The 21,886-nt window shown below is 71.5% G+C and carries 18 protein-coding genes; 13 read left to right on the top strand and 5 right to left on the bottom strand.

The window, feature by feature from the left end; all coding sequences use genetic code 11:
- Window positions 1-18 precede the first annotated feature (18 nt).
- Window positions 19-426, top strand: a complete 408-nt coding sequence (gene ndk, locus L3Q67_RS00450) for a nucleoside-diphosphate kinase (RefSeq protein ID WP_209664887.1) — start codon at window positions 19-21, stop codon at window positions 424-426.
- A gap of 78 nt (window positions 427-504) precedes the next feature.
- Here ndk and L3Q67_RS00445 read toward each other — a convergent pair whose 3' ends face one another.
- Window positions 505-1,845, bottom strand: a complete 1,341-nt coding sequence (locus L3Q67_RS00445) for a sialate:H+ symport family MFS transporter (protein ID WP_499187601.1) — start codon at window positions 1,843-1,845, stop codon at window positions 505-507.
- Between the two features lie 76 nt (window positions 1,846-1,921).
- Between L3Q67_RS00445 and L3Q67_RS00440 the strand changes: the two genes are divergently transcribed.
- The 6 genes from L3Q67_RS00440 to L3Q67_RS00415 all read left to right on the top strand — a co-directional run bounded on the left by L3Q67_RS00440 (window position 1,922) and on the right by L3Q67_RS00415 (window position 9,129).
- Entirely contained in the window at window positions 1,922-2,620 is a 699-nt protein-coding gene (locus L3Q67_RS00440) for a FadR/GntR family transcriptional regulator (RefSeq protein ID WP_499187600.1), read from the top strand.
- A gap of 132 nt (window positions 2,621-2,752) precedes the next feature.
- Window positions 2,753-6,022, top strand: coding sequence for a phosphodiester glycosidase family protein (locus L3Q67_RS00435; protein ID WP_499191400.1), 3,270 nt, complete (start codon window positions 2,753-2,755; stop codon window positions 6,020-6,022).
- Between the two features lie 37 nt (window positions 6,023-6,059).
- On the top strand, window positions 6,060-6,509 hold the full coding sequence (locus L3Q67_RS00430) for a GNAT family N-acetyltransferase (RefSeq protein ID WP_499187599.1): 450 nt from the start codon (window positions 6,060-6,062) through the stop codon (window positions 6,507-6,509).
- A gap of 68 nt (window positions 6,510-6,577) precedes the next feature.
- On the top strand, window positions 6,578-7,492 hold the full coding sequence (locus L3Q67_RS00425) for an ABC transporter ATP-binding protein (protein WP_282770031.1): 915 nt from the start codon (window positions 6,578-6,580) through the stop codon (window positions 7,490-7,492).
- Window positions 7,492-8,298 carry an ABC transporter permease gene (locus tag L3Q67_RS00420; protein ID WP_499187598.1) on the top strand — a complete coding sequence of 269 codons (807 nt, stop codon included), beginning with the start codon at window positions 7,492-7,494 and terminating at the stop codon, window positions 8,296-8,298. The genes L3Q67_RS00425 and L3Q67_RS00420 overlap by 1 nt, the downstream gene beginning before the upstream one ends.
- Before the next feature lie 3 nt (window positions 8,299-8,301).
- Window positions 8,302-9,129 carry an ABC transporter permease gene (locus L3Q67_RS00415; RefSeq protein WP_499187597.1) on the top strand — a complete coding sequence of 276 codons (828 nt, stop codon included), beginning with the start codon at window positions 8,302-8,304 and terminating at the stop codon, window positions 9,127-9,129.
- A 489-nt stretch (window positions 9,130-9,618) separates the two neighbouring features.
- On the opposite strand, the gene L3Q67_RS00410 is transcribed toward L3Q67_RS00415, so the two are convergent.
- Complete coding sequence (locus L3Q67_RS00410; RefSeq protein WP_499187596.1) at window positions 9,619-11,004, bottom strand: S8 family peptidase; 1,386 nt, start codon at window positions 11,002-11,004, stop codon at window positions 9,619-9,621.
- 567 nt (window positions 11,005-11,571) lie between these two features.
- On the opposite strand from L3Q67_RS00410, the gene L3Q67_RS00405 reads away from it, so the two are divergent.
- From L3Q67_RS00405 to proB, 5 genes are all read left to right on the top strand, one after another.
- Window positions 11,572-14,724: a translation initiation factor IF-2 N-terminal domain-containing protein gene (locus L3Q67_RS00405; RefSeq protein ID WP_499187595.1), complete on the top strand. Its 3,153-nt coding sequence runs from the start codon at window positions 11,572-11,574 to the stop codon at window positions 14,722-14,724.
- A 168-nt stretch (window positions 14,725-14,892) separates the two neighbouring features.
- On the top strand, window positions 14,893-15,207 hold the full coding sequence (gene rplU, locus L3Q67_RS00400; protein WP_209664894.1) for a 50S ribosomal protein L21: 315 nt from the start codon (window positions 14,893-14,895) through the stop codon (window positions 15,205-15,207).
- A 15-nt stretch (window positions 15,208-15,222) separates the two neighbouring features.
- On the top strand, window positions 15,223-15,480 hold the full coding sequence (gene rpmA / locus L3Q67_RS00395; protein ID WP_499187594.1) for a bL27 family ribosomal protein: 258 nt from the start codon (window positions 15,223-15,225) through the stop codon (window positions 15,478-15,480).
- 102 nt (window positions 15,481-15,582) lie between these two features.
- A complete protein-coding gene (gene obgE, locus L3Q67_RS00390) occupies window positions 15,583-17,028 on the top strand; it encodes a GTPase Obg (RefSeq protein ID WP_499187593.1) in 1,446 nt (481 codons plus the stop codon).
- Window positions 17,021-18,130: a glutamate 5-kinase gene (gene proB / locus L3Q67_RS00385; RefSeq protein WP_499187592.1), complete on the top strand. Its 1,110-nt coding sequence runs from the start codon at window positions 17,021-17,023 to the stop codon at window positions 18,128-18,130. The genes obgE and proB overlap by 8 nt, the downstream gene beginning before the upstream one ends.
- Before the next feature lies 1 nt (window position 18,131).
- Here the strand turns inward: proB and L3Q67_RS00380 are convergent, their stop codons facing one another.
- From L3Q67_RS00380 to L3Q67_RS00370, 3 genes are all read right to left on the bottom strand, one after another.
- Complete coding sequence (locus L3Q67_RS00380) at window positions 18,132-18,350, bottom strand: hypothetical protein (protein ID WP_209664898.1); 219 nt, start codon at window positions 18,348-18,350, stop codon at window positions 18,132-18,134.
- A gap of 113 nt (window positions 18,351-18,463) precedes the next feature.
- Window positions 18,464-19,096 (bottom strand): response regulator transcription factor, encoded by a 633-nt coding sequence (locus L3Q67_RS00375; protein ID WP_499191399.1) that lies wholly within the window; start codon window positions 19,094-19,096, stop codon window positions 18,464-18,466.
- A 32-nt stretch (window positions 19,097-19,128) separates the two neighbouring features.
- Window positions 19,129-20,409 (bottom strand): sensor histidine kinase, encoded by a 1,281-nt coding sequence (locus L3Q67_RS00370; protein ID WP_499187591.1) that lies wholly within the window; start codon window positions 20,407-20,409, stop codon window positions 19,129-19,131.
- A 172-nt stretch (window positions 20,410-20,581) separates the two neighbouring features.
- Between L3Q67_RS00370 and L3Q67_RS00365 the strand changes: the two genes are divergently transcribed.
- Complete coding sequence (locus L3Q67_RS00365) at window positions 20,582-21,784, top strand: IS30 family transposase (protein ID WP_499184553.1); 1,203 nt, start codon at window positions 20,582-20,584, stop codon at window positions 21,782-21,784.
- Window positions 21,785-21,886: the final 102 nt, after the last annotated feature.

Genomic DNA, 21,886 nt, shown 5'->3' with positions numbered 1-21,886 from the left:
ATTAAAGGAGAATCACCCGTGAGTGAGCGCACCCTTGTTCTGGTCAAGCCCGACGGCGTCAAGCGCGGACTGGTCGGCGAGGTCATCTCCCGGATCGAGCGCAAGGGCCTGACCCTGGCCCAGCTGGAGCTGCGCACCGTCGAGCGTTCGGTCGCCGAGGAGCACTACGCCGAGCACAAGGACAAGCCGTTCTTCGGCGAGCTGGTCGACTTCATCACCTCCGGCCCGCTGGTCGCCATCGCGGTCGAGGGCACCCGCGCGATCTCGGCGTTCCGGCAGCTCGCCGGTGGCACCGACCCGGTGGAGAAGGCCACCCCGGGCACCATCCGCGGCGACTTCGCGCTCGAGGTCCAGTACAACCTGGTGCACGGCTCCGACTCCGCCGAGTCGGCCGAGCGCGAGCTGAAGCTCTGGTTCCCGAACTGATCCCAATGCTAGGAATGGGGCATTACTTGCGCCCTCCCGTCGCCCACCTCCACCCTCAACGGAGCTGCGCGCGGTTTTCTATTTGCAAGTAATGCCCCACTCATAGCGTTCCAGCCGGGCCGGGACGTTGAAGCCGATGAGCCCGGCGACCACGAGCGTGAGCACCACGGCCAGCAGGGTGAGGGCGTTGCCGAGGCCGATGTCCTCCGCGATCGCCGCGCCCGCCAGTGGCGCCACCGCCCCGCCCAAGGCGCCCACGTTGTACGAGAAGCCGAGACCCGCCGCCCGCATCCGGGTCGGGAAGTGGTCGGCGATGTACTTCGGCAGCAGCCCCGAGATGCCCTGACTGGTGGCCTGCATCCCGAACAGCAGCACCCACAGCAGCACCACGTTCCCCGCGGGCAGCGCGAACACCGGGAAGACGAACGCCAGCGAGGCGAACAGCCCCAGCACGTACGCCCGCCGCGTCCCGAGCCGGTCGCCGAGCACCCCGGCCAGGCACGAGCCCGCCGCGTACCCCAGCCCCGCCCAGGTCAGCGCGGTCGCCACCGCACCGGGGTCGTAGCCGAGCCCGGTCTTCAGGTACGTCGGCAGCAGCGACTGGATCGGCCACGAGTACAGGAACGCGCAGAACACCGTGGCGATCACCCCGAGCACCACCGGCCACCGGCGTCCCGCCAGCTGCACGGTCAGCACGAACAGCCCGGCCACCACCAGCACGATCAGCGGCCAGCCGGTGGCCGTCCGGCTGAAGACGAGCACCAGTGCCGTGGTGATCACCGCCGCGAGCAGGGCGTTCACCAGCCGCCGACCCGGCGCGAACAGGACGGACGAACCGCCGCCCTCGCGTTCCCATTCGGCCGCCTCCGGCAGTGAACGCCGCAGGTAGAGGGTCAGCGCGATCGGCACCAGCCCGGCGTAGAACAGCCAGCGCCACCCGCCGGACGGCACGATCAGCTGGTAGGCGAACGCGGCGAGCACGGTCCCGACCGGGTAGGCCGACAGCAGGAACCCGGTGGCGCGGTTGCGCATGTGCTTCGGCCAGGACTCCATCACGTACGTGGCGCTGGACCCGTACTCGCCCGCCATGCCGACGCCGACGATCGCGCGGAAGGCGAACAGCGACCAGTAGTCCCAGGCGAACCCGCACAGCCCGCTGCCGAGCGAGAACGCCAGGATCGCCAGGATCATCGCGGGCTTGCGGCCGTACCGGTCGGCGATCGCCCCGAGCACCAGCCCGCCCAGCCAGCGCGAGACGAAGGCCGCCGAGACCAGCGTCGCCGCCTGGGGCAGGTCCAGGCGGAATTCGGCGGCGATGTCGGTGAGCACCAGGGTGATCAGGATGAAGTCGAAGCCGTCGAGCAGGTAGCCGAGCCAGGCGGCGAAGAACGCCCGGCGCTGGGCGCGCGAGACCGCCATCCGACCCTCCTCCGCCACTGGACATAGGATGTCCTATCTCAGCGGTAAGGTAGTGCCGCGGTGAGGGGAGGGCAAAATGTCGGCGAACCAGCGGGCGCTGCGTGAATCGGTCAAACGGCTGATCGTGGACCGCGGCCTGCCACCGGGCGCGCTGCTGCCCACCGAGCTCGAGCTGATGCGGGAACTGGAGGTCGGCCGCAACCCGTTGCGCGAGGCGATGAAGGCGCTGGAAGCGCAGGGCATCGTCGACATCCGGCACGGTTACGGCACCTATGTCGGCGGGGTGTCGCTGTCCGGTTTGGAGGCGGGGCTGGCCTTCCGCGGCGCGCTGTCGGTCCGCGGCGACCTCACCGACATCCGTGAGCTGCTGGAAGTCCGCGAGGTGCTCGAAGCCGGGCTGACCAGCCGGGTGCTCGCCGCCGGGGACGCGGTGGAGCTCGACGTGCTGGAATCGGCGGTCCGGACCATGGAAGAGCGCGCGCACAACGGGGAGTTCGCGCCCGAGGCCGACTGGCTGTTCCACGAGACGCTCTACCGCCCGCTCGGCAACGACCTGGTGCTCGAACTGCTGCGTGTGTTCTGGCGCGTCTTCCGCTCCCTCGACGACGATCTGCCGCGCAGCGAAGGCGAGACACCGGCGGTGATCGCGGGGTGGCACCGCGACATCCTCGAAGCGTTGCGCCGCCGTGACGAGCCCGCGCTGCACGCGGCCGTGGAGGCGCATTTCCGCGGGATCCGCGCCAGGGTGTCCGGTTCGGCTGCGCGGTTCGGCTGACGTTCACCTCGGCGTCTTCCCCTGGCGATTTCCATGCGCTGAGCTGAGGTCCAGACCATCGACTGGACAGGGGTGCGGCTCGTGGGGAAGTCACGTTCGGGTGCGGTGCTGGTGCTCGCCGGGCTGCTGGCGATGCCGCCGGTGGTGGCGGCGGCCGATCCACTGGCCGCGCCGCTCGGCCCGGTGCCGGTCGAATCTGCCCCGGCCGCTTCGTCGTCCGGGGAAGCCACGGCCCGCGTCGCGACGGCCGCGCCGGACGACGGGCTGGTCACCGGCTCCGCGACCAGCGAGGTGGCGCCGGGGCTCAGCCTCACCGAGTTCGACCGCTTCGACCCGCTCGGCTGGATCCGGGGCGACACGCTGGAGGTCGACCTCGCCACGGGCTCGCTGAGACCCGCGTACCTCAGTCCCGGTTCGGTGAGCGCTCGCGCGCCGCTGTCCGGGCAACTCGCGTCCGCGGGTGCGGTCGCCGGGGTGAACGGCGATTTCTTCGACATCAACGCGACCGGCGCGCCGCTGGGCGTCGGCATCGGTGACGGGCAGCTGCACACCGCGCCCGCGAAGGGGCACAACTTCACCGCCGCGATCACCGCCGAAGGCAAGGCGCGGCTCGCTTCGGTGTTCCTCGACGCCACGATCACCCTGCCCGCCGGTCCCGTGCGGGCGACCAACTTCAACGGCGCGGTGCTGCCGCCGGACGGCATCGGCGTCTACACCCCGTTGTGGGGCAGCGCTTCCCGCAAGACCTCGGTCGCCGGAGCGGCGAAGGTGCTGGAGGTCGAACTGCGCGACGGCGTGGTCGCCCAGCTCCGCCCGCAGCCGGTGGACGGCCCGATCGCCGCGGGCAGCACGATCCTGCTCGCCCGCGACGCCGGGGTGGACGCACTGGCCGGGCTCGCCGTCGGCGACCCCGTTCCGGTGGCGTACGCACCCCGCAGTGACGCCGGTGAGATCGCGGTCGCGGTCGGCGGCAACAAGGTGCTGCTGAGCGACGGTCAGGTGCAGGCGGTCGACGCGGTGGCCATGCACCCGCGCACGGCGGTCGGCTTCTCCGCCGACGGCAGCCGGATGTGGCTGTCCACAGTGGATGGACGGCAGGTGGACAGTCGCGGCATGACGGAACTGGAACTCGCGCGGCACATGCGGTCGCTCGGCGCGGACGACGCGATCAACCTCGACGGCGGTGGCTCGTCCACGCTGCTCGCGCGCGAGGAGGGTGACGCGGCGGCATCCGTGCGCAACTCGCCGTCCGACGGCGGCGAGCGAACCGTGCCCAACGGAATCGGCTTCGCGACCACGCCGGGAAGCGGCAAGCTGACCGGTTTCGCGCCGCACCCTGAGCAGGAGACCGAGGACGCCGACCGCGTGCTGCCCGGCCTGTCCCGGCGGCTGGTCGCGGGCGCGCACGACGAAAGCGGCGCCGCCGTGCCGGTGAAGCCGATCTGGCGCAGCTCGCGCGGCATCGTGCGGGACGGCGTTTTCCTGGCCACGCCCGGAGAACGCGCCAGGGTCGAGGTGGAGGCGAGCTACCGCGGCACCCGGGGCAGCACCGAGTTGACCGTGCTGGGCGAGCCCGTCCGGCTGGGCACGAGCACCGAGCAGGTCGCGTTGTCCGGTGCCGGTGCGGCCGGTGACTTCCAGGTCTACGGCTACGACGCGGACGGCTACGGCACCTGGATCGATCCCGCCGACGTGCGGCTGGAGTTCGACCCGGCGGTGGTCCGGGTCGACCCCGCCGGTGACCGGTTCGCGGTGACCGCGCTGGTGCCCGCCGGTGCGACCGTGGTGACCGCGAAGGCGGCCGGGCTGGTCACGCACTTCGTCATCTCGGTGGGCAGCGAGTCGCGCGCACTGTCGCCTTTGGATGGTCCGGCCGGGTGGTCGCCGTCGGTGTACCCGGCCGCGGTCGGCGCGGCGCTGAGCGAGGCCGAGGGGCGTGACGGCGGTCGCGGCCTGGCACTGGACTACCGCCTCAGCGGCACCACCGCCACGCGCGCGGCCTACGTCAACGCGACCACGCCGTTCAGCCTGCCCGCCGGTACGCAGAAGGTCGGCGTGTGGGTCAACGGGGACGGCAAGGGCGCCTGGCTGCGCGCCGAACTGCGGGATGCTTCGAACGTGGCGTCCATCGTGGACCTGACGCTGGCGGTGGACTGGACCGGCTGGCGGTACGTGGAGGGCAGCCTGCCCGCCGGGCTGCCGTCCGGGCAGCGGCTGACCCGGTTCTACGCCGTGGAGAACGTGCCGGACCAGCAGTACGAAGGCAGGCTGGTGTTCGACGACCTGACGCTGAAGGTGGCGGCCTCGGCGGAGGCGCCGGGCGACCCGGCCGAGCGCGACCCCGCGGTGCTCACCGACGGTGTGCTCGGCGACGACGGCCTGAAGGTGGCCGTGGTCAGCGACGCGCAGTTCACCGCGGACGCGCCCACCGGTCCGCTGGTGACCCAGGCCCGGCGCACGCTCCGCGAGGCGGTGGCGGCGGAACCGGACGTCGTGGTGATCAACGGTGACTTCGTCGACCGCGGCCTGGCCGCCGACTTCGACCTGGCGCGGCGGATCATCACCGAGGAACTGGACGGGCGCGTGCCCTGGTACTACGTGCCGGGCAACCACGAAGCCGACGGCGGCAAGGGACTGGCCGAGTTCCAGGCGGAATTCGGGGCCCCGCACCGGGTCACCGACCTCAACGGGGTCCGGCTGGTGCTGCTCGACTCCTCGCGCGGCAGCCTGCGTGCCGGCGGGTTCGAGCAGGTGCGGATACTGCGCGAAGCACTCGACAGCGCCGAAACGGACAACGCCGTGCGCGGGGTCGTGGTCGCCATGCACCACCCGACGCGCGACCCGAGCCCGACCGGGAATTCGCAGCTCGCCGACGCCAAGGAAGCCGAACTGCTGCGTACCTGGATGACCGCGTTCGAGGAGCGGTCCGGCAAGCCGGCCGCGGCGGTCGCCTCCCACGCCGGGGTGTTCCACGTGTCCCGAGTGGACGGTGTGCCGTTCCTGATCAACGGCAACGCGGGCAAGGCACCCGCCGCGGCCCCCGGCGTGGGCGGGTTCACCGGCTGGACCCTGCTGCACCTGGGTGCCGAGGTGGAGATCCAGACCCGGCCGCACGTGGACGACCTGACGCTGACCGCGCCCGCTTCGCTCGCGATCGGCACCCGGGCGGCGGTCTTCGGTACGGTGAACCAGGGTGGACGGGCCGTTCCGGTGGCCTACCCGGTGAGCGCCGACTGGATCGGCGGCACCGGCACCCACGTCGGCGGCGGCCCGGCCGGGGCCGCGGTCGCGTCGTTCGACCCGGGCACGGGCCTGCTCACCGGGCTGCGGCCGGGGTCGGCGGAACTGACGCTGGAGGTCAACGGGGTGCGCCGGACGGTCACCATCCCGGTGACCCTGTGACCGCTGGGGGCCGGGTTTGGGGTTCGCGCTCGTACCGATGACCGAAGAGGAGTTCGCGATCTACCGCGAGCACCTGGTGGTGGCGTACGCCGAAGCGAAGGTGCAGGCCGGGAACTGGCCCGCCGCGGACGCGGAACGGCTGTCCGAAGAGGCGCACCAGACCCTGTTGCCCGGTGGGCTGGCCAGCCCGGCGCACCACTTCTTCGTCGCGCGGGACGACGGCCGCGTGGTCGGCACGCTGTGGCTCGCCGAGCGGGACGGTGACCACGGCCGCTCGGCGTACCTCTACAACATCGAGGTCGCCGAGGCCGAGCGCGGGAAGGGCTACGGCAAGGCGATGATGGCCGCGCTCGAGACCGAGGTGACGGCGCTGGGGCTGGATTCCATCCAGCTCCACGTCTTCGGCGACAACACCACCGCGCGGGCGCTCTACCGGGGCGCCGGGTACGCCGAGACCAACGTGGTGATGAGCAAGCGCCTGCGATAACCGCTCGAAAACTGTCGGTGCCGCGTGGCACAGTGCCTGGTGTGGGAGAAAGCACTTTCGACGGGCCGATGGTCCAGGCCAAGGCGCTGGTGAAGCGCTTCGGCGAGTTCGAGGCCGTCCGGGGGATCGACGTCGAGGTCCGGCGCGGGGAGGCGTTCGGCTTCCTCGGGCCGAACGGCGCGGGCAAGTCGTCGACCATGCGGATGATCGCGAGCGTCTCCCCGCGCTCGGACGGCGAACTGAAGGTGCTCGGGCTCGATCCGGATGCCGAGGGCCCGCGCATCCGCGCGCGGATCGGCGTGGTGCCCCAGCTGGACAACCTCGACGCCGAGCTCACCGTCCGGCAGAACCTCCAGGTCTACGGCCGCTACTTCGGGCTTTCGCGTGCGCACGTGCGGAAGAAGGCGGTCGAGCTGATGGAGTTCGCGCAGCTGACCGAGAAGGCCGACGGTGAGGTCGAGGCGCTTTCCGGCGGGATGAAGCGCCGGCTGACCATCGCCCGCTCGCTGGTGAACGACCCGGAACTGCTGCTGCTCGACGAACCGACCACCGGGCTCGACCCGCAAGCCCGGCACCTGCTGTGGGACAGGCTGTTCCGGCTGAAGTCCCAGGGCGTCACGCTCATCATCACGACGCACTACATGGATGAAGCCGAGCAGTTGTGCGATCGGCTGGTGGTGATGGACGGCGGCCGCATCGCCGCCGAAGGCTCGCCCGCGGAGTTGATCGCGCGGTTCTCCACCCGGGAGGTGCTCGAGCTGCGGTTCGCGCCGGGGGAGCAGGCCGCCGCCGTGCCCGAGGTGGAGTCGCTGGCCGAGCGGATCGAGGTGCTGCCGGACAGGCTGCTGCTCTACACCTCGGCCGGGGAAGCCGCGCTGGAGCAGGCGCACGCGCGCGGGGTGCGGCCGGTGTCGAGCCTGGTCCGCCGCAGCACGCTGGAGGACGTGTTCCTCAAGCTCACCGGCCGGACGCTGGTGGACTGATGACCGAGGTGCTGTCCACCGGGCGCGTGGTGGGTTCGTGGCGTGGCGCGGTGCTGCGGGTGGAGGGGCACTGGCTGTGGTACCGCCGGTACTGGCGGTCCAACCTGTACTCCACCGGCTTGCAGCCGTTGTTCTTCCTGGCCGCGATGGGGCTGGGCTTCGGCTCGCAGGTGCAGCCGGGCACGGCCACCGGCGGGCTGTCCTACCTGCACTACGTCGCGCCGGCGCTGCTGGTGTCGGCGTCGATGATGCTGGCTGTCGGGGAGTCGACCTACCCGGTGCTGTCCGGGTTCAAGTGGCAGAAGGACTACCTGGCGGCCACCGCCACGCCGATCTCGCCGGGCCAGGTGCTCGGCGGGCACCTGCTGTGGGTCGCGCTGCGGCTGGCACTGGCGGGCGCGGTCTACGCGCTGATGGCGCTGCTGCTGGGCGGCTGGCTGAACGCGGGGGCGCTGCTGGTCGTGGTGGTCGGCGTGGCCACCGGGCTGGCGTGCGCGGCACCGGTGTCCGCGTTCGCCGCGAGCACCTACGACGAGGGCACCCGGTTCGCCACGCTGTTCCGCTTCGTGGTGATGCCGATGACCCTGTTCGCCGGCACGTTCTTCCCGATCGACCAGATCCCCCTGGCGTTGCGGTGGCTGGCGTGGATTTCCCCGCTGTGGCACGGCACGGAGTTGGCGCGCGGGGTCACGCTCGGCACGCTGGACCTGCTGCCGGGCCTGGGACACGCGGCGTTCCTGATCGCGTTGTTCGCCGGGGGCTTCGTGCTCGCCCGCCGGTACTTCTACAAGCGGCTGGTGGTGTGAGGCGTGGTGGTGTCGTCGGAGGTCCCGTCGAAGGGCCTGCTGCTGCGGGTACTGCCGCCTTCGCTCTACGCGGGGCGGGCGAAGTTCCTGCTCGAACGGTCGATCCTGGTGTACTCGCGGGCGTGGCTGGTGTTCGCCTCCGGGGCGCTGGAGCCGCTGTTCTACCTGCTGGCGTTCCAGATCGGCTTCGGCAGGCTGGTCGGGGAAGTGGTCGGGCCTGGCGGGCAGGTGATGAGCTACGTCGCCTTCGTGGCGCCGGGCCTGCTGGCGGCATCGGCGATGAACGGTGCCGTCTTCGACTCGACGTACAACGTCTTCTTCCGCTTCCGGTACGCGAAGCTGTACGACGCCATGCTGGCCACCCCCATCGGCCCGCTGGACATCGCCCTCGGCGAAATCGGCTTCGCCGTCCTGCGAGGTGCCTCGTACTCGACCGCCTTCGTCGCCGTCATGGGCACCATGGGCCTGCTCACCTCGCCTTGGGCCGTCCTGCTGCTGCCCGCCGCGATCCTCATCTCGTTCGGCTTCGCCGCGGTGGGCATGGGGTGCGCCACGTTCCTGCGGTCCACCAGCCAGTTCGACTACATCCAGCTGGTGCTGATGCCGATGTTCCTGTTCTCCACGACGTTCTACCCGCTGAGCGTCTACCCGGAAGCCCTGCAGTACGTCGTCAGCTGCCTGCCGCTCTACCACGGCATCGAACTCATGCGCGGCCTCGCCACCGGCTTCGTCGGCTGGTCCATGCTCGGCCACCTCGCCTACCTGCTCACCATGGCCGCCGCCGGCCTCTGGCTGGCCTCCACCCGCCTACACAAAATGCTCCTCCGCTAACCCCCCACCCGACCGCGGACCCCGGCCGCACCAACGTGGCCTTCGCCCGCACGAGTGAGGACCCGCCCGCCCAAACGTGAAACTCGGCCGCACCAACGTGGGGTTCGGCTGCCCGAACGCGGACCTCGGGTGCACCAACGTGGCCTTCGCCCGCCTGACTGTGGGACTCGCCTGCCCGAACGTGGACTTCGCGTGCCCGAGTGCAGAACTCGGCTGCCTGAACGTGGGGCCCGCCTACCCGAGTGTGGGACTCGCCTGCCGGAACGTGGGACTCGGCTACCTGAGTGTGGGGTTCGGGTGTCTGAACGTGGGGTTCGGCTGCCTGAGTGTGGGGTTCGCCGAAGCCGGGGCCGCCGCGAGTCCCACACTCGTGCACCCGAACCCCACGTTCGTGCAGCCGAGTTCCACGTTCGGGCGCCTGAACTCCGCACTCGTGCAGCTGAGTTCCCCACTTGCGCGGGGGCGGGGCCGAGCGGCGCGGGGTGGGGGTTAGGGGGTGGTGGCGGCGTGGGCGTTTACGAGGCCGTGGCCGTAGAAGCCGTTGAAGGCGCCGTAGCCGGAGCAGTAGGCGTCTTGGGTGCCGTCGCCGGTGAGGTCGTAGTCGGCGGGGCAGTTCATCGGGGTCGCCTGCGTTTGCAGCGCCCGCCGCAGTGGGGCCGGGCCCCAGCCCGGGTGGTTCGAGGCCAGCAGGGCGGCCACACCCGTCACATGCGGGGCCGCCATCGAGGTGCCGCACAAGGGGGCATACCCGCCCGGCACGGTCGACAGCACGCATTCGCCCGCCTCGCCGCCCGGCGCGGTCAGGTCGATCACCCCGAGGCCGTACGAGCTGTATCCCGCCTTCACCCCGCCCGAACTCACCGCCGAGACCGCCACCACGTCCCGCAGGCCCGCGGGCAGCGCTGAGCAGCCACCCCGCTTGGCCCGCCCGTTGCGTGGCGACGGCACCAGGTTCACCGCCTCGTTCGTGGCGGCGGCGACGTTCAGGGTGCCTTGGCCGTCCACGTATTCGACCGTGCGCGCCAGCGCCTCCTGCAGCACCCGGTCCCCGGCCGTGCACGACAGCGACCACGGGTTCACGAAGAAACTGCTGTTCGTCACCGCCATCCCGTGGTCCGCCGCCCAGAGCAGGCCGCACACGGCGGCTTCCGGGTCGACGTACCCGCGGTCGTCGATGACCTTGATCGACGCGATCCGCACGCCCGGCGCCACGCCGGTGGTGCCGCGGCCGTCGTCCGCGGCGGCGATGGTGCCCGCGACGTGCGTGCCGTGCGTGGACGTGGTCGGCTGCCAGGCCTTCTCGCTCGTGTCCGCGGCGCCGGTCAGGCAGCTCACCGACTCCTCGGGGACCAGTGCGGGCGCCAGGTCCGGGTGCGCGGCGTCGATTCCGCTGTCCAGCACGCCGACGACCACGTCCGGGCTGCCCGGCGAGATCCGGCGCGCGCGGTCGGCGCCGGTCGCGCGCATGTCCCACTGCTCGGCGGTGCGGTCGGCACGCGGCACCGCGTCCGGATCGGTGGTGGTCACCTTGGCTTTCGCTTCGGACCGCGACTTGGACCCCCGCACGGCCTGCGCGCTGAACGCCCGGCCCGGCCCCAGCCGCTCGGCGAACCCGGCGTCGGCCGAGGTGGCCACGCCGATCGCGACCTGCGGGTAGTACGCCGTGCTCCGCCCGCACGCGCCCTTCACCTCGGCCGCGGCTTCCTCGGCGGGGGTGCCGCGGTCGAACAGCACGACGTAGCGCAGGTTGCGGGCACCGGGTGCGCACTCCGGTTCCGCGCCCACGGCGGGAACCGGGAGCAGCGCCTGGCCGGTCAGCACCAGCACCGCGCCCGCGAGGACCGTGCTCGCACGCAGCCGCACGGGTACCTCCATCTCGGCGAAAAAGGTTCAGCTCAGCGGGTCCCCCGACCTCACGATCCGCACGGTAATCACCGGCGGCGACCCCGGACAAGCGGTCGGCCGAAGTTCCCCCGGCTGGTTGCCCGGAAGTGGTAGTGGCCGTTTTCACACTACCTGGCGTGTCGCGGGTCCGGCCGGGCTTCAGCCAGCCGTAACCCGATGAGCTGGTACCGAGTACGCGGTATCCACCGCGGTGTGTGGGATACTCGGGGTGGCCCCTGGGCCGGGAGTCGCCGCGCGCCGCGCGGGGTCCACCGGCGCGGTGGCCCGGTGACCTGCTGAACGAGCCCGTCGTCGCCGCCTCCACCGGCGGCTAGACGATCTGAAACAGGGGGCGTGACCGCCCCGTGCCCAGCCGGCGCGTCGCCGAGCAGACTGCCGAGGACGGGCAGCCGGGCGGGTTCCGGCGCCGTTCCAGGTAGCAAGGATTCCCGCCGTCGGTGCCCACCACGGCGGAACAGCACAGGAAGGGGCCCCTGCGCGGCCGCGTCCTTCCAGCCGTTCGAGGCTGGCAGACGCGCCCGGGGGCGGAGGAGATATATGTCGAACGCGGACACACCCGCCGAGAACACCGGCGGGAATCCCGCCACACCTGCGACCGCATCGGAGAACGGCCCGCTGGCCGACCTGCCCGCCCGTATCCGGGTGCACGCATTGGCGAAGCTGCTCGGGTCGAGCAGCCGTGAGGTGCTCAAGCAGCTCGTGGAGCTGGGCGTCAGCGCGCGCAGTGCGCAGTCCAGCGTGCCCAAGGAGGTCGCGGTCCAGGTCGCGGAGGCCCTCGGGGTCACCGCCGACGAGGTCGCGCCGGAGCAGGTGGCCGCGGTGGCCGAGGCCCCCGAGACACCCGTGGCACCCACTGCCCCGGTGACCGCCGTCGAAGCCGCTCCCGAGCCGGAACCCGAGCCGGAGCCCGAACCGGCTCGCCCGGCCGTGCACGTGCCGCTGTTCGCGGCGCCGTCGCCGGTGTTCCTGCCGCCGGAGCCCGCCGCGGCCCCGGTCAAGCGCACACCGGAGCCCGAGCCGGAGCAGGCCGAGGCCGACGAGGACACCGCCGGGGACCAGGGTCTCCACGGCGATGAGGACGACGAGGCCGCCGGTCGCCGTCGCCGCCGCCGTGGCCGTCGCGGCCGTGGTCGCGGCAAGGGTGGCGACGACGCCAGGGACGACAGCGACTTCGACGAGCCCGAAGCCAAGCCGGAGCCCAAGGACACCGGCAACGGCAAGAAGGCCAAGGCCGAGGAAGCCCCCGCCGACAAGGCGGAGAAGGCTGACAGGCCCGAGAAGGCCGAGGAAGCCGACGAGGCCGCCGACGACACCGAAGGCGAGGAAAGCAGCCGTTCGCGTCGCCGTCGTCGCCGTCGCCGCAAGGCCAGTGGCGAGGAGGACGGCGAGAACGCCGCCAGCGCCGACGACCCGCCCAACACCGTGGTCCACGTCCGCCAGAGCAAGGCGGACAAGGGCGGCGGCGACTCCTCCGGTGGCGAGAAGCCGGCCAGGGACGAGGTGCGCAGCGTGCGCGGCTCCACCCGGCTGGAGGCCAAGCGCCAGCGCCGCCGTGACGGCCGCGAGGCAGGCCGCCGCCGCGCTCCGATCCTGTCCGAGGCCGAGTTCCTCGCCCGCCGCGAAGCCGTCGAGCGCACCATGGTCGTCGCCGAAAAGGGCGAAGAGACGCAGATCGGCGTGCTCGAGGACGGCGTGCTGGTCGAGCACTTCGTCACCTCGTCGGGCAGCGGCTCGATCGTCGGCAACGTCTACCTCGGGCGCGTGCAGAACGTGCTGCCCTCGATGGAGGCCGCGTTCATCGACATCGGCCGCGGCCGCAACGCCGTGCTCTACGCCGGTGAGGTCGACTGGGACGCCGCCGGCCTGGAGGGCAAGGCGCGCAAGATCGAGCAGGCGCTGTCCACCGGTGACAGCGTGCTGGTGCAGGTCACCAAGGACCCGGTCGGGCACAAGGGCGCCCGGCTGACCACGCAGATCTCGCTGCCCGGCCGCTTCCTGGTCTACGTGCCAGCCGGCGGTGCCACCGGGATCTCGCGCAAGCTGCCGGAGAACGAGCGCCGCCGTCTCAAGGACATCCTCAAGCGGATCGTGCCCGAAGACGCGGGCGTGATCATCCGCACCGCCTCCGAGGGCATCGTCGAGGAGGAGCTGGACCGCGACGTGCGCCGCCTGAAGGTGCAGTGGGACGTCATCAAGGAGAAGGCGGACGCGAGCAAGGGCAAGAAGTCCGGCGCGCCGACCCTGCTCTACGAAGAGCCGGACCTGCTGGTCAAGGTGGTCCGCGACCTGTTCACCGAGGACTTCGCGAAGCTCGAGGTCCAGGGTTCGACGGCGTGGGAGATCATCCAGGGCTACGTCAGCCACGTCGCGCCCGACCTGGCCGACCGGCTCAAGCGCTACACCGGCAACGGGGACGTCTTCGCCGAGTACCGGATCGACGAGCAGATCACCAAGGCGCTCGACCGCAAGGTGTGGCTGCCCTCCGGCGGCTACCTGGTGATCGACCGCACCGAGGCGATGACCGTCATCGACGTCAACACCGGCAAGTTCACCGGCTCCGGCGGCAACCTCGAGGAGACGGTGACCAGGAACAACCTGGAGTCGGCCGAGGAGATCGTGCGCCAGCTGCGGCTGCGCGACATCGGCGGCATCATCGTCATCGACTTCATCGACATGGTGCTGGAGTCCAACCGCGAGCTGGTGCTGCGTCGGCTGACCGAGTGCCTCGGCCGCGACCGCACCCGCCACCAGGTCGCCGAGGTGACCTCGCTGGGCCTGGTGCAGATGACCCGCAAGAAGGTCGGCACCGGGCTGCTGGAGGCCTTCTCCACCACCTGCGAGCACTGCAAGGGCCGCGGGGTGGTGGTCTCCACCGACCAGCAGAAGAACGCCTCCGGCGGCAACAACGGTGGCGGCGGGCACCAGCACGGGCCGTCCCGGCGCTCGCGTGGCCGCAACAAGGCCGAGGAGCAGCCGGTCGAGGCCCCGAAGGCCGAGATCCCCGCGCCTCAGCGCGAGTCGGTGGTCACGGCCGTGCAGGCGGTGGCGAAGGCCTCGAAGCCGAAGACCGGCGAGTCCGAAGGCGGCGAAGTCACCGAAGGCACCGAGAACACCGAGAGCACCGAAGCCGCGCCCGCGTTGAACGGGCGCGCTCCGGAGCAGCCCGCCGAGGAAGGCGCGCTCGCCGAGAAGGCCGACGAGCCGATCAAGGCGGGAACGGGCGGACAGCCGGGAACGCGCAAGCGTGAGCGGATTTCGAGGGCGGAGCGCCGCGCCCAGGCCGAGCAGGCCGCGGCGGCACAGCAGGCCGAACTGCCCGAGCCGGGCGGGGAAGCGCAGGCCGAGAAGGCCGACGAGCCGGTGAAGGCCGGGACGGCAGGGCAGCCCGAGGCGGCGCAGGAGCCTGCGCAGGCCGAGCAGCCCGAAGCGCAGCCTGAAGCCCAGCCCGAAGCCGTGCAGGAGGCAGCTGAGCCTGCCGAGGCCGTGAAGGACGAGGAGGCACAGGAAGTGCCCGCCGAGTCCCCCGCGACCGTGCAGGCCGAAACTGAGACGCCCCAGGCCGCTCAGGCCGCCGAAGAGGTGCCTGAGGTGTCCGTGCCCGCTCCGGCGGCGAAGACGACCCGGCGGCGTGCTCGCCGGGTGGCCTCCCGGCCGGCGGGTCCGCCGGTCACGGCCAACGAGAACAGCTAGAAGACAGGGTTAGGCCACCCCGGTTGTCCCGTGATCCGGGGTGGCACGTAACCTGTAAGACGGCCAGCCCGTAGTGGCAGGCCAGCATTGTGCGCCCACCAGCACGCGGTAGCTCGCGGGCGGCGCGTACAAGCCCCCACCCTATTGTCGAGTTAGCAGGAGACACCCGTGTCGGCGTACGCGATCGTCAAGACCGGCGGCAAGCAGTACAAGGTGGCCGTCGGCGACGTCGTCGAGGTCGAGAAGCTCGAGGGCGAGCCGGGCACCGAACTCACCTTCCCCGCCGTGCTGTACGTGGATGGCGGAGATGTCACCACGGACGCCGACGCGCTCGCGAAGGTCTCGGTCACCGGCAAGGTCGTCGAGCAGACCAAGGGTCCCAAGATCCGCATCCACAAGTTCAAGAACAAGACCGGCTACCACAAGCGGCAGGGTCACCGGCAGAAGCTGACCCGCCTCGAAGTCACCGGCATCACCAAGTAAGGGGTTCAGGCAGCCATGGCACACAAGAAGGGCGCGTCCAGCTCCCGCAACGGTCGTGACTCGAACCCGCAGTACCTCGGCGTCAAGCGGTTCGGTGGCCAGGTCGTCAAGGCGGGCGAGATCCTCATCCGCCAGCGCGGCACCAAGTTCCACCCGGGCGTGAACGTCGGTCGCGGCAGTGACGACACCCTGTTCGCGCTGGATCACGGCTCGGTCGAGTTCGGTTCCAAGCGCGGCCGCAAGACGGTCAACATCGTGCCGGTCGAGGCCTGAGCCTCCGACCGAGCGAACACCACCGGGCGGTGTGGTCTGCGTCATACGCGGACCGCGCCGCCCGTTCGCATGTAGACAGCAGTTTTCTGGAGAGGGCAGGCAATGGCGTCCCGGTTCGTCGACCGTGCGGTGATCCATCTGGCCGCCGGCAACGGTGGGAACGGCTGCGCCTCGGTGCACCGTGAGAAGTTCAAGCCGCTCGGCGGTCCCGACGGCGGCAACGGCGGCAACGGCGGTGATGTGCTGCTGATCGTCGACCCCAACGTGCACACCCTGCTCGACTTCCACTTCCGCCCGCACGCGCGGGCGGGCAACGGCAAGATCGGCCAGGGCAGCAACCGGTCCGGGGCCGCGGGCGAGACCCTGGAACTGCACGTGCCGGACGGCACGGTGGTGATGACCGAGCGCGGTGAGGTGCTCGCCGACCTGATCGGCCCCGGCACCACCTTCGTCGCGGCCCAGGGCGGCCGGGGCGGGCTCGGCAACGCCGCGCTGGCGTCCAAGGCCCGCAGGGCACCCGGGTTCGCGCTGCTCGGTGAGCCGGGCGAGGCCCGCGATCTGGTGCTGGAGCTGCGTTCGGTCGCCGACGTCGGCCTGGTCGGCTTCCCCTCGGCGGGCAAGTCCTCGCTGATTTCGGTGCTGTCGGCGGCCAAGCCGAAGATCGCCGACTACCCGTTCACCACGCTGGTGCCGAACCTCGGCGTGATCACCGCGGGCGACACCGTGTTCACCATGGCCGACGTGCCGGGGCTGATCCCCGGTGCCAGCCAGGGCAAGGGCCTCGGCCTGGACTTCCTGCGGCACATCGAGCGCTGCGCGGTGCTGGTGCACGTGGTCGACTGCGCCACCTTCGAACCCGACCGCGATCCCGTGTCCGATGTGGACGCGCTGGAGGCGGAGCTGGCCCGCTACACCCCGAGCCTGGGCGGCGATCTGGCCGACCGGCCGCGCGTGGTGGTGTTGAACAAGGTGGACGTGCCCGACGCGGCCGACCTCGCCGAACTGGTGCGCCCGGAGTTCGAGGAGCGCGGCCTGGCGGTCTTCGAGGTCTCCACGGCGTCGCGCAAGGGCCTGCGCGAGCTGACCTACGCGCTCGGCGCGGTGGTCGAGCGCTACCGGGCCGAGCAGCCGCCGCCCGAGGCGGAGAAGGTGGTGCTCAAGCCGCTGGCGGTGGACGACAGCGGGTTCACCGTCGAGCCCGATCCGGAGGAGGAAGGTGCCTTCGTCGTGCACGGCGTCCGGCCGGAGCGCTGGATCCGGCAGACGGACTTCGGCAACGACGAAGCCGTCGGGTACCTCGCCGACCGGCTGAACCGGCTCGGCGTCGAAGACGCGCTGGCCCGCAAGGGTGCGGTGCCGGGCAGCCAGGTCACCATCGGCGACATCTCGTTCGAATGGCAGCCCTCCACCCCGGGCGCGGCGGTGCACCTTTCCGGCCGCGGCACCGATGTGCGGCTCGAAGGCACGGACCGGATCAGCGCGTCCGAGCGCAAGGAAGCCCGGCGCGTCCGGCGTGACGGCCCGGACGAGGAGTCCGAAGGTGAGTGAGACGCGGCGGGCGGTTTCGGGCGCCCGGCGGCTGGTGGTCAAGGTCGGTTCCTCGGCGCTGACCACCGCGGGTGACGGCCTCGACGTGCGCAGGCTCGACGCGCTGGTGGACGCGATCGCCGCACGCATCAGCGCGGGCAGCCAGATCGTGCTGGTCTCGTCCGGCGCGATCGGGGCGGGCCTGGCGCCGTTGTCGCTGGCCAAGCGCCCCCGTGACCTCGCTTCGCAACAGGCCGCGGCGAGCGTGGGCCAGCTCGCGCTCGCACACGCCTACGGCGAGTCGTTCGGCCGGTACTCCCTGACCGTCGGCCAGGTGCTCCTCACCTCGGACGACGTGGTCCGCCGCGCGCACTACCGCAACGCGCAGCGCACCTTCTCGCGGTTGCTCGCGCTCGGCGCGGTCCCGGTGGTCAACGAGAACGACACGGTGGCCACCGAGGAGATCAAGTTCGGCGACAACGACCGGCTTGCCGCGCTGGTGGCGCACCTGGTCGCCGCCGACGCGCTGGTCCTGTTGTCCGATGTGGACGGCCTCTACGACGGGGACCCGCGTTCCGGGGCCACCCGCCGGATCGACGAGGTGACCGGCGAGGCCGACGTCGACGGCATCACCGTCGGCATGTCGAGTTCGGGGCTGGGCACCGGCGGCATGGTGTCCAAGCTGGCCGCCGCCAGGACCGCCGCCGCGGCGGGCATCCCGGTGCTGCTCGCGGGGGCCGCGCAGGCGGCCGACGCGCTCGGTGAAGCCGAAGTGGGCACCGCGTTCGCGGCCGCGAACAGTCGTCTCTCGGCACGGCGGTTCTGGCTCGGTTACGCCACGGACGCCCGTGGCCGCCTGCACCTCGACGACGGCGCGGTGGCCGCGGTGGCGCGCAGGCGCCGGTCCCTGCTCGCCGCCGGGATCACCGGCGTCGACGGTGACTTCGAGGCCGGGGACGTGGTGGACCTGGTCGACCCGGCGCAGCGGGTGGTCGCGCGCGGGGTGGTCGCCTTCGACGCGGTGGAACTGCCGGAGATGATCGGCCGCTCGAGCCACGACCTGCCCGCCGAACAACGGCGGGAGGTCGTGCACGCCGACGATCTGGTGCCGTTCGGCCGCTGACTCAGGCCAGGCGGGCGATCGCGGCGGCCAGCAACGCGGCCAGGATCGGCGGTTCGGTGCTCCGCACCAGGTAGTTGGCCAGGCTCGGCTGCACGCCGACGGCCGGGTCCTGTGCCGAGATCCGGCTGTACTCGTCGACGAGCCGGTCGAGCTCGTCTTCGAGCAGCCCGGCCGCGGCTTTCAGCTCACGCTCGGTGGGTGGGTCGCTCGGGTGGTTCACAGCTGCCTCTCGCCAGGGGTGGTAACTGCTCAGACGTACGGTGAGCCTGGACGTTCCCCTATGTCCGCCGATTTGTCCATAATCGAAACAGTGTCATTGAAACAGTGTCGCGATTATCTCCGTAGATAGGCGAGCACGGCGAGCACCCGCCGGTTGGTGTCCGCGGCGGGCGGCAGGTCCAGTTTGGTCAGGATGTTGCCCACGTGCTTGGCGATCGCCGCCTCGGAGACGACCAGCCGCCGCGCGATCTCGGTGTTGGAGTGCCCCTCGGCGACCAGCGCCAGCACCTCGGTCTCCCTGGCGGACAACCGGTTCAGCGGGTCGCGGTGGCGGCTGAGCAACTGCCGCACCACCTGCGGGTCCACCACCGTGCCCCCGGCCACCACCTGCCGCAGCGCGGTGGCGAACTCCTCGACGTCGACCACGCGGTCCTTGAGCAGGTACCCCACGCCGCGCCCGTCCCCGGAGTCCAGCAGTTCGGCGGCGCCGCTGCGCTCGACGTACTGGCTCAGCGCGAGCACCGCCAGCCCCGGATGCGCCCGGCGCAGTTCGACAGCGGCACGCAGGCCTTCGTCGGTGAAGTCCGGCGGCATCCGGATGTCGGTGACCACCAGGTCGGGGCGGTGTTCGGCGACCGCGCGAGCCAGTTCGCCGGCATCCCCGACGGCGGCGACCACCTCGAAACCGAAGCGGGTGAGCAGTCCGGCCAGGCCCTCGCGCAGGAGCACGCCGTCTTCGGCGAGCACCACCTGGTGTGGTCCGCACGGGGGACGACCCCCTACTGGGAAGGACAAGGCAGCTCCACACGCACAATGGTCGGCCCACCGGCCGGACTGGACAGGACCATTCTGCCGTCGAGCACCGCGACCCGGTCGGCCAAGCCGGTCAATCCCGTGCCGCGCAGGGGATCGGCTCCGCCGTGCCCGTCGTCCCGGATCTCCAGCAGCAGTGAACCGCGTTCAAGCCGCACGTCGATTTCGACCGCCGTGGCCCCGCTGTGCTTGGCGGCGTTGGCCAGCGCCTCCGAGGCGACGAAGTAGGCGGTGCCCTCGACCGAGCCGGGCAGCCGCCCTCGCAGTGCACTGTGGACGGTCACCGGCACGGCCGAGCGGTCGGCCAGCTCACCCAGCGCGGCCGGCAGACCGCGTTCGGTGAGCACCTGCGGGCGGATGCCGTGGATGAACTCGCGCAGCTCGGCCATCAGCAACTTGGCTTCGTCGTGCGCGTCGGCGAGTTGCCGCGCGGCAGGCGAATCCGCCGGCAGGTCCAGGCGGGCGAGGCCGAGGCGCAGGGTCAGGCTCACCAGCCGCTGCTGGGCGCCGTCGTGCAGGTCGCGCTCGATGCGCCGCCGTTCGGCTTCGAAGGCGTCGACCAGCCGGGCGCGCGACCGCGCCACCTCGACCAGCTGATCGCCCTGCAGCAACGTCCTGGCCAGCATGCCGTGCAACCCGGCGACCAGGCTGCCGAGGTAGGCGAGCGCGACGAGCAGCCCGAGCCCGGCGAGCGCGCCCCAGACGGACTCGCCGAGCGTGCCGATGGTCAGGAAGCCGACCGACACCGCGCCACCGCCGACCAGCAGCGGGCTCGTCAGCAACGCCCCGGCCAGCACGGCGAACACGACCACCGCCCCGCAGGCGGCGAGCACAACCGTGCCCAGCAGCACCGCGTAACCCAGTTCGCGCCAGGTGGCGGCCTCGGTGTACCGGGTGCGCACCCAGGAATCGAGCCCCGGCGCGGACGGCCGCCGATGCCCCGAGGTGACCGGGCGCGGGTCCACCAGCCGCAGGCGCCGGCGTTCCAGCCCGGCCAGCGGCAGCGCCACCAGCGGCCCGCCCAGGCCGAAGGTCAGCGCGCCGAGGGCGAGCAGCACCGCGGCCGGTCCCGTGCGGTCCGAAAAGGACTCGGCGACCAGCACCAGCCACGGCAGGCAGAGCAGGCAGAGCGCGCCCGCGGCGGCCGAAGCCGTGGCCAGCGAGCTGAGCAGGTAGGCAGCCGCGCGCCACGGCCAGCGGCCGAGCAGGAACCGCCGCGTGCCCAGTGCGTCGAGCGCCGTCGTCACGAGCCGACCCTAGCCGCTCCTCCGGTAAGCCAAGGTCGCGCTCTCCGCGCCCAAGCGACCTCGCCTGTTCCCTCGGCCGAACGCTATGAGTGGGGCATTACTAGCGTTGAATGCAAGTAATGCCCCGCGGTGTCTAGCGGTGGTTGCAACTCCTGAGTGAGGAGGGGTTGTGATGGGTCGTCGGTTGTTGCCGGTGGGTGTGGTGGCGGGGTTTTGGGAGGGGGTGCGGGCGGGGTTGTCGGTGCGGGCGGCGTCGCGGGTGGTGGGCGTGTCGCACGAGACAGGGCGGCGGTGGTTCGCTCAGGCTGGTGGGGTGAGTGCGAACGCGAGGATTCCCCGGCCGGGGTCGGGCCGGTTTTTGAGCCTGGCCGAGCGGGAGGAGATCGCGGTGGGGATCGCCCGGGGTGAGTCCAACACGCAGATCGCCGCCCGGCTGGGGCGGGACAAGTCCACCATCGGCCGGGAGATCGACCGCACCGTGGGCCGGGTGCTGGGCACCGAACACGCCGGCACCGATGCGCGAGAACACTACCGGGCCTCGGTCGCGCACGAACTGGCCCGCGAACGCGGCAAACGGCCGAAACCGGCGAAACTGGCCGTGCACCGGCAACTGCGTGAGCAGGTCCAGGCCGGGCTGAACCAGAAATGGTCCCCCGCGCAGATCAGCGCCACCCTGCCCGAGCAGTTCCCCGACGACCCCGGCATGCGCATCAGCCCGGAAGCGATCTACCAATCACTGTTCGTCCAGGCCCGGGGTGCGCTGCGGCGGGAACTGGCCGCCTGTTTGCGCACCGGGCGGGCACTGCGGGTCCCGCGTAACCGGGCCCGCGCCCGCGCGCAAACCTCGAAACTGGGCCACCCGATCCCGATCTCCCAGCGCCCCGCCGAAGCCGCCGACCGCGCAGTACCCGGACACTGGGAAGGCGACCTCATCCTCGGCAGCGCCAACACCTCCGCGATCGGGACCCTGGTCGAGCGCTCCACCCGCTTCGTCATCCTGCTCCACCTGCCCGACGGGCACACCGCCGAACAGGTCCGTGACGCGATGATCCCCGCCATCACCGCCCTGCCCCAGCATCTACGCCGCTCCATGACCTGGGACCGCGGCAACGAAATGGCCCGCCACCCCGACATCACCCTGGCCACCCGGATGCCCATCTACTTCGCCGACCCCGCCAGCCCCTGGCAACGCGGCTCCAACGAAAACACCAACGGACTACTCCGCCAGTACTTCCCCAAACACACCAACCTGACGACCCACACCGCCCAAGACCTCGCCCACGTCGCCACCGAACTCAACAACCGCCCACGCCAGACACTGGGCTGGCACACACCAGCCCGATGCCTACGTGAACTACTATCCCAACCAACCTAAGTTGCAACCATCGGTTGAGACCACCCCCCACTCATAGCATTGCCGGGGCGCGCGGGCGGGGGCAGTGCGAGGCCGAGCGGACTCATCGGAGCAGCGCCGAGT

The sequence above is a fragment of the Saccharothrix sp. AJ9571 genome (genome assembly GCF_021725495.1).
GTDB lineage: Bacteria > Actinomycetota > Actinomycetes > Mycobacteriales > Pseudonocardiaceae > Amycolatopsis > Amycolatopsis magusensis.
Note: the sequence above shows the minus strand (reverse complement) of the source record. Positions and strands in the feature narration are given on the sequence as shown.

What these genes read in the sequence shown, in the direction of transcription:
- L3Q67_RS00425 (WP_282770031.1), top strand. Translation starts at nt 6,578, where the DNA reads ATGGTCCAGGCCAAGGCGCTGGTGAAGCGCTTCGGCGAGTTCGAGGCC.
- L3Q67_RS00420 (WP_499187598.1), top strand. Translation starts at nt 7,492, where the DNA reads ATGACCGAGGTGCTGTCCACCGGGCGCGTGGTGGGTTCGTGGCGTGGC.
- L3Q67_RS00440 (WP_499187600.1), top strand. Translation starts at nt 1,922, where the DNA reads ATGTCGGCGAACCAGCGGGCGCTGCGTGAATCGGTCAAACGGCTGATC.
- obgE (WP_499187593.1), top strand. Translation starts at nt 15,583, where the DNA reads ATGGCGTCCCGGTTCGTCGACCGTGCGGTGATCCATCTGGCCGCCGGC.
- L3Q67_RS00405 (WP_499187595.1), top strand. Translation starts at nt 11,572, where the DNA reads ATGTCGAACGCGGACACACCCGCCGAGAACACCGGCGGGAATCCCGCC.
- rpmA (WP_499187594.1), top strand. Translation starts at nt 15,223, where the DNA reads ATGGCACACAAGAAGGGCGCGTCCAGCTCCCGCAACGGTCGTGACTCG.
- L3Q67_RS00410 (WP_499187596.1), bottom strand. Translation starts at nt 11,004, where the DNA reads ATGGAGGTACCCGTGCGGCTGCGTGCGAGCACGGTCCTCGCGGGCGCG.
- L3Q67_RS00365 (WP_499184553.1), top strand. Translation starts at nt 20,582, where the DNA reads ATGGGTCGTCGGTTGTTGCCGGTGGGTGTGGTGGCGGGGTTTTGGGAG.
- L3Q67_RS00445 (WP_499187601.1), bottom strand. Translation starts at nt 1,845, where the DNA reads ATGGCGGTCTCGCGCGCCCAGCGCCGGGCGTTCTTCGCCGCCTGGCTC.
- L3Q67_RS00435 (WP_499191400.1), top strand. Translation starts at nt 2,753, where the DNA reads ATGCCGCCGGTGGTGGCGGCGGCCGATCCACTGGCCGCGCCGCTCGGC.
- L3Q67_RS00430 (WP_499187599.1), top strand. Translation starts at nt 6,060, where the DNA reads ATGACCGAAGAGGAGTTCGCGATCTACCGCGAGCACCTGGTGGTGGCG.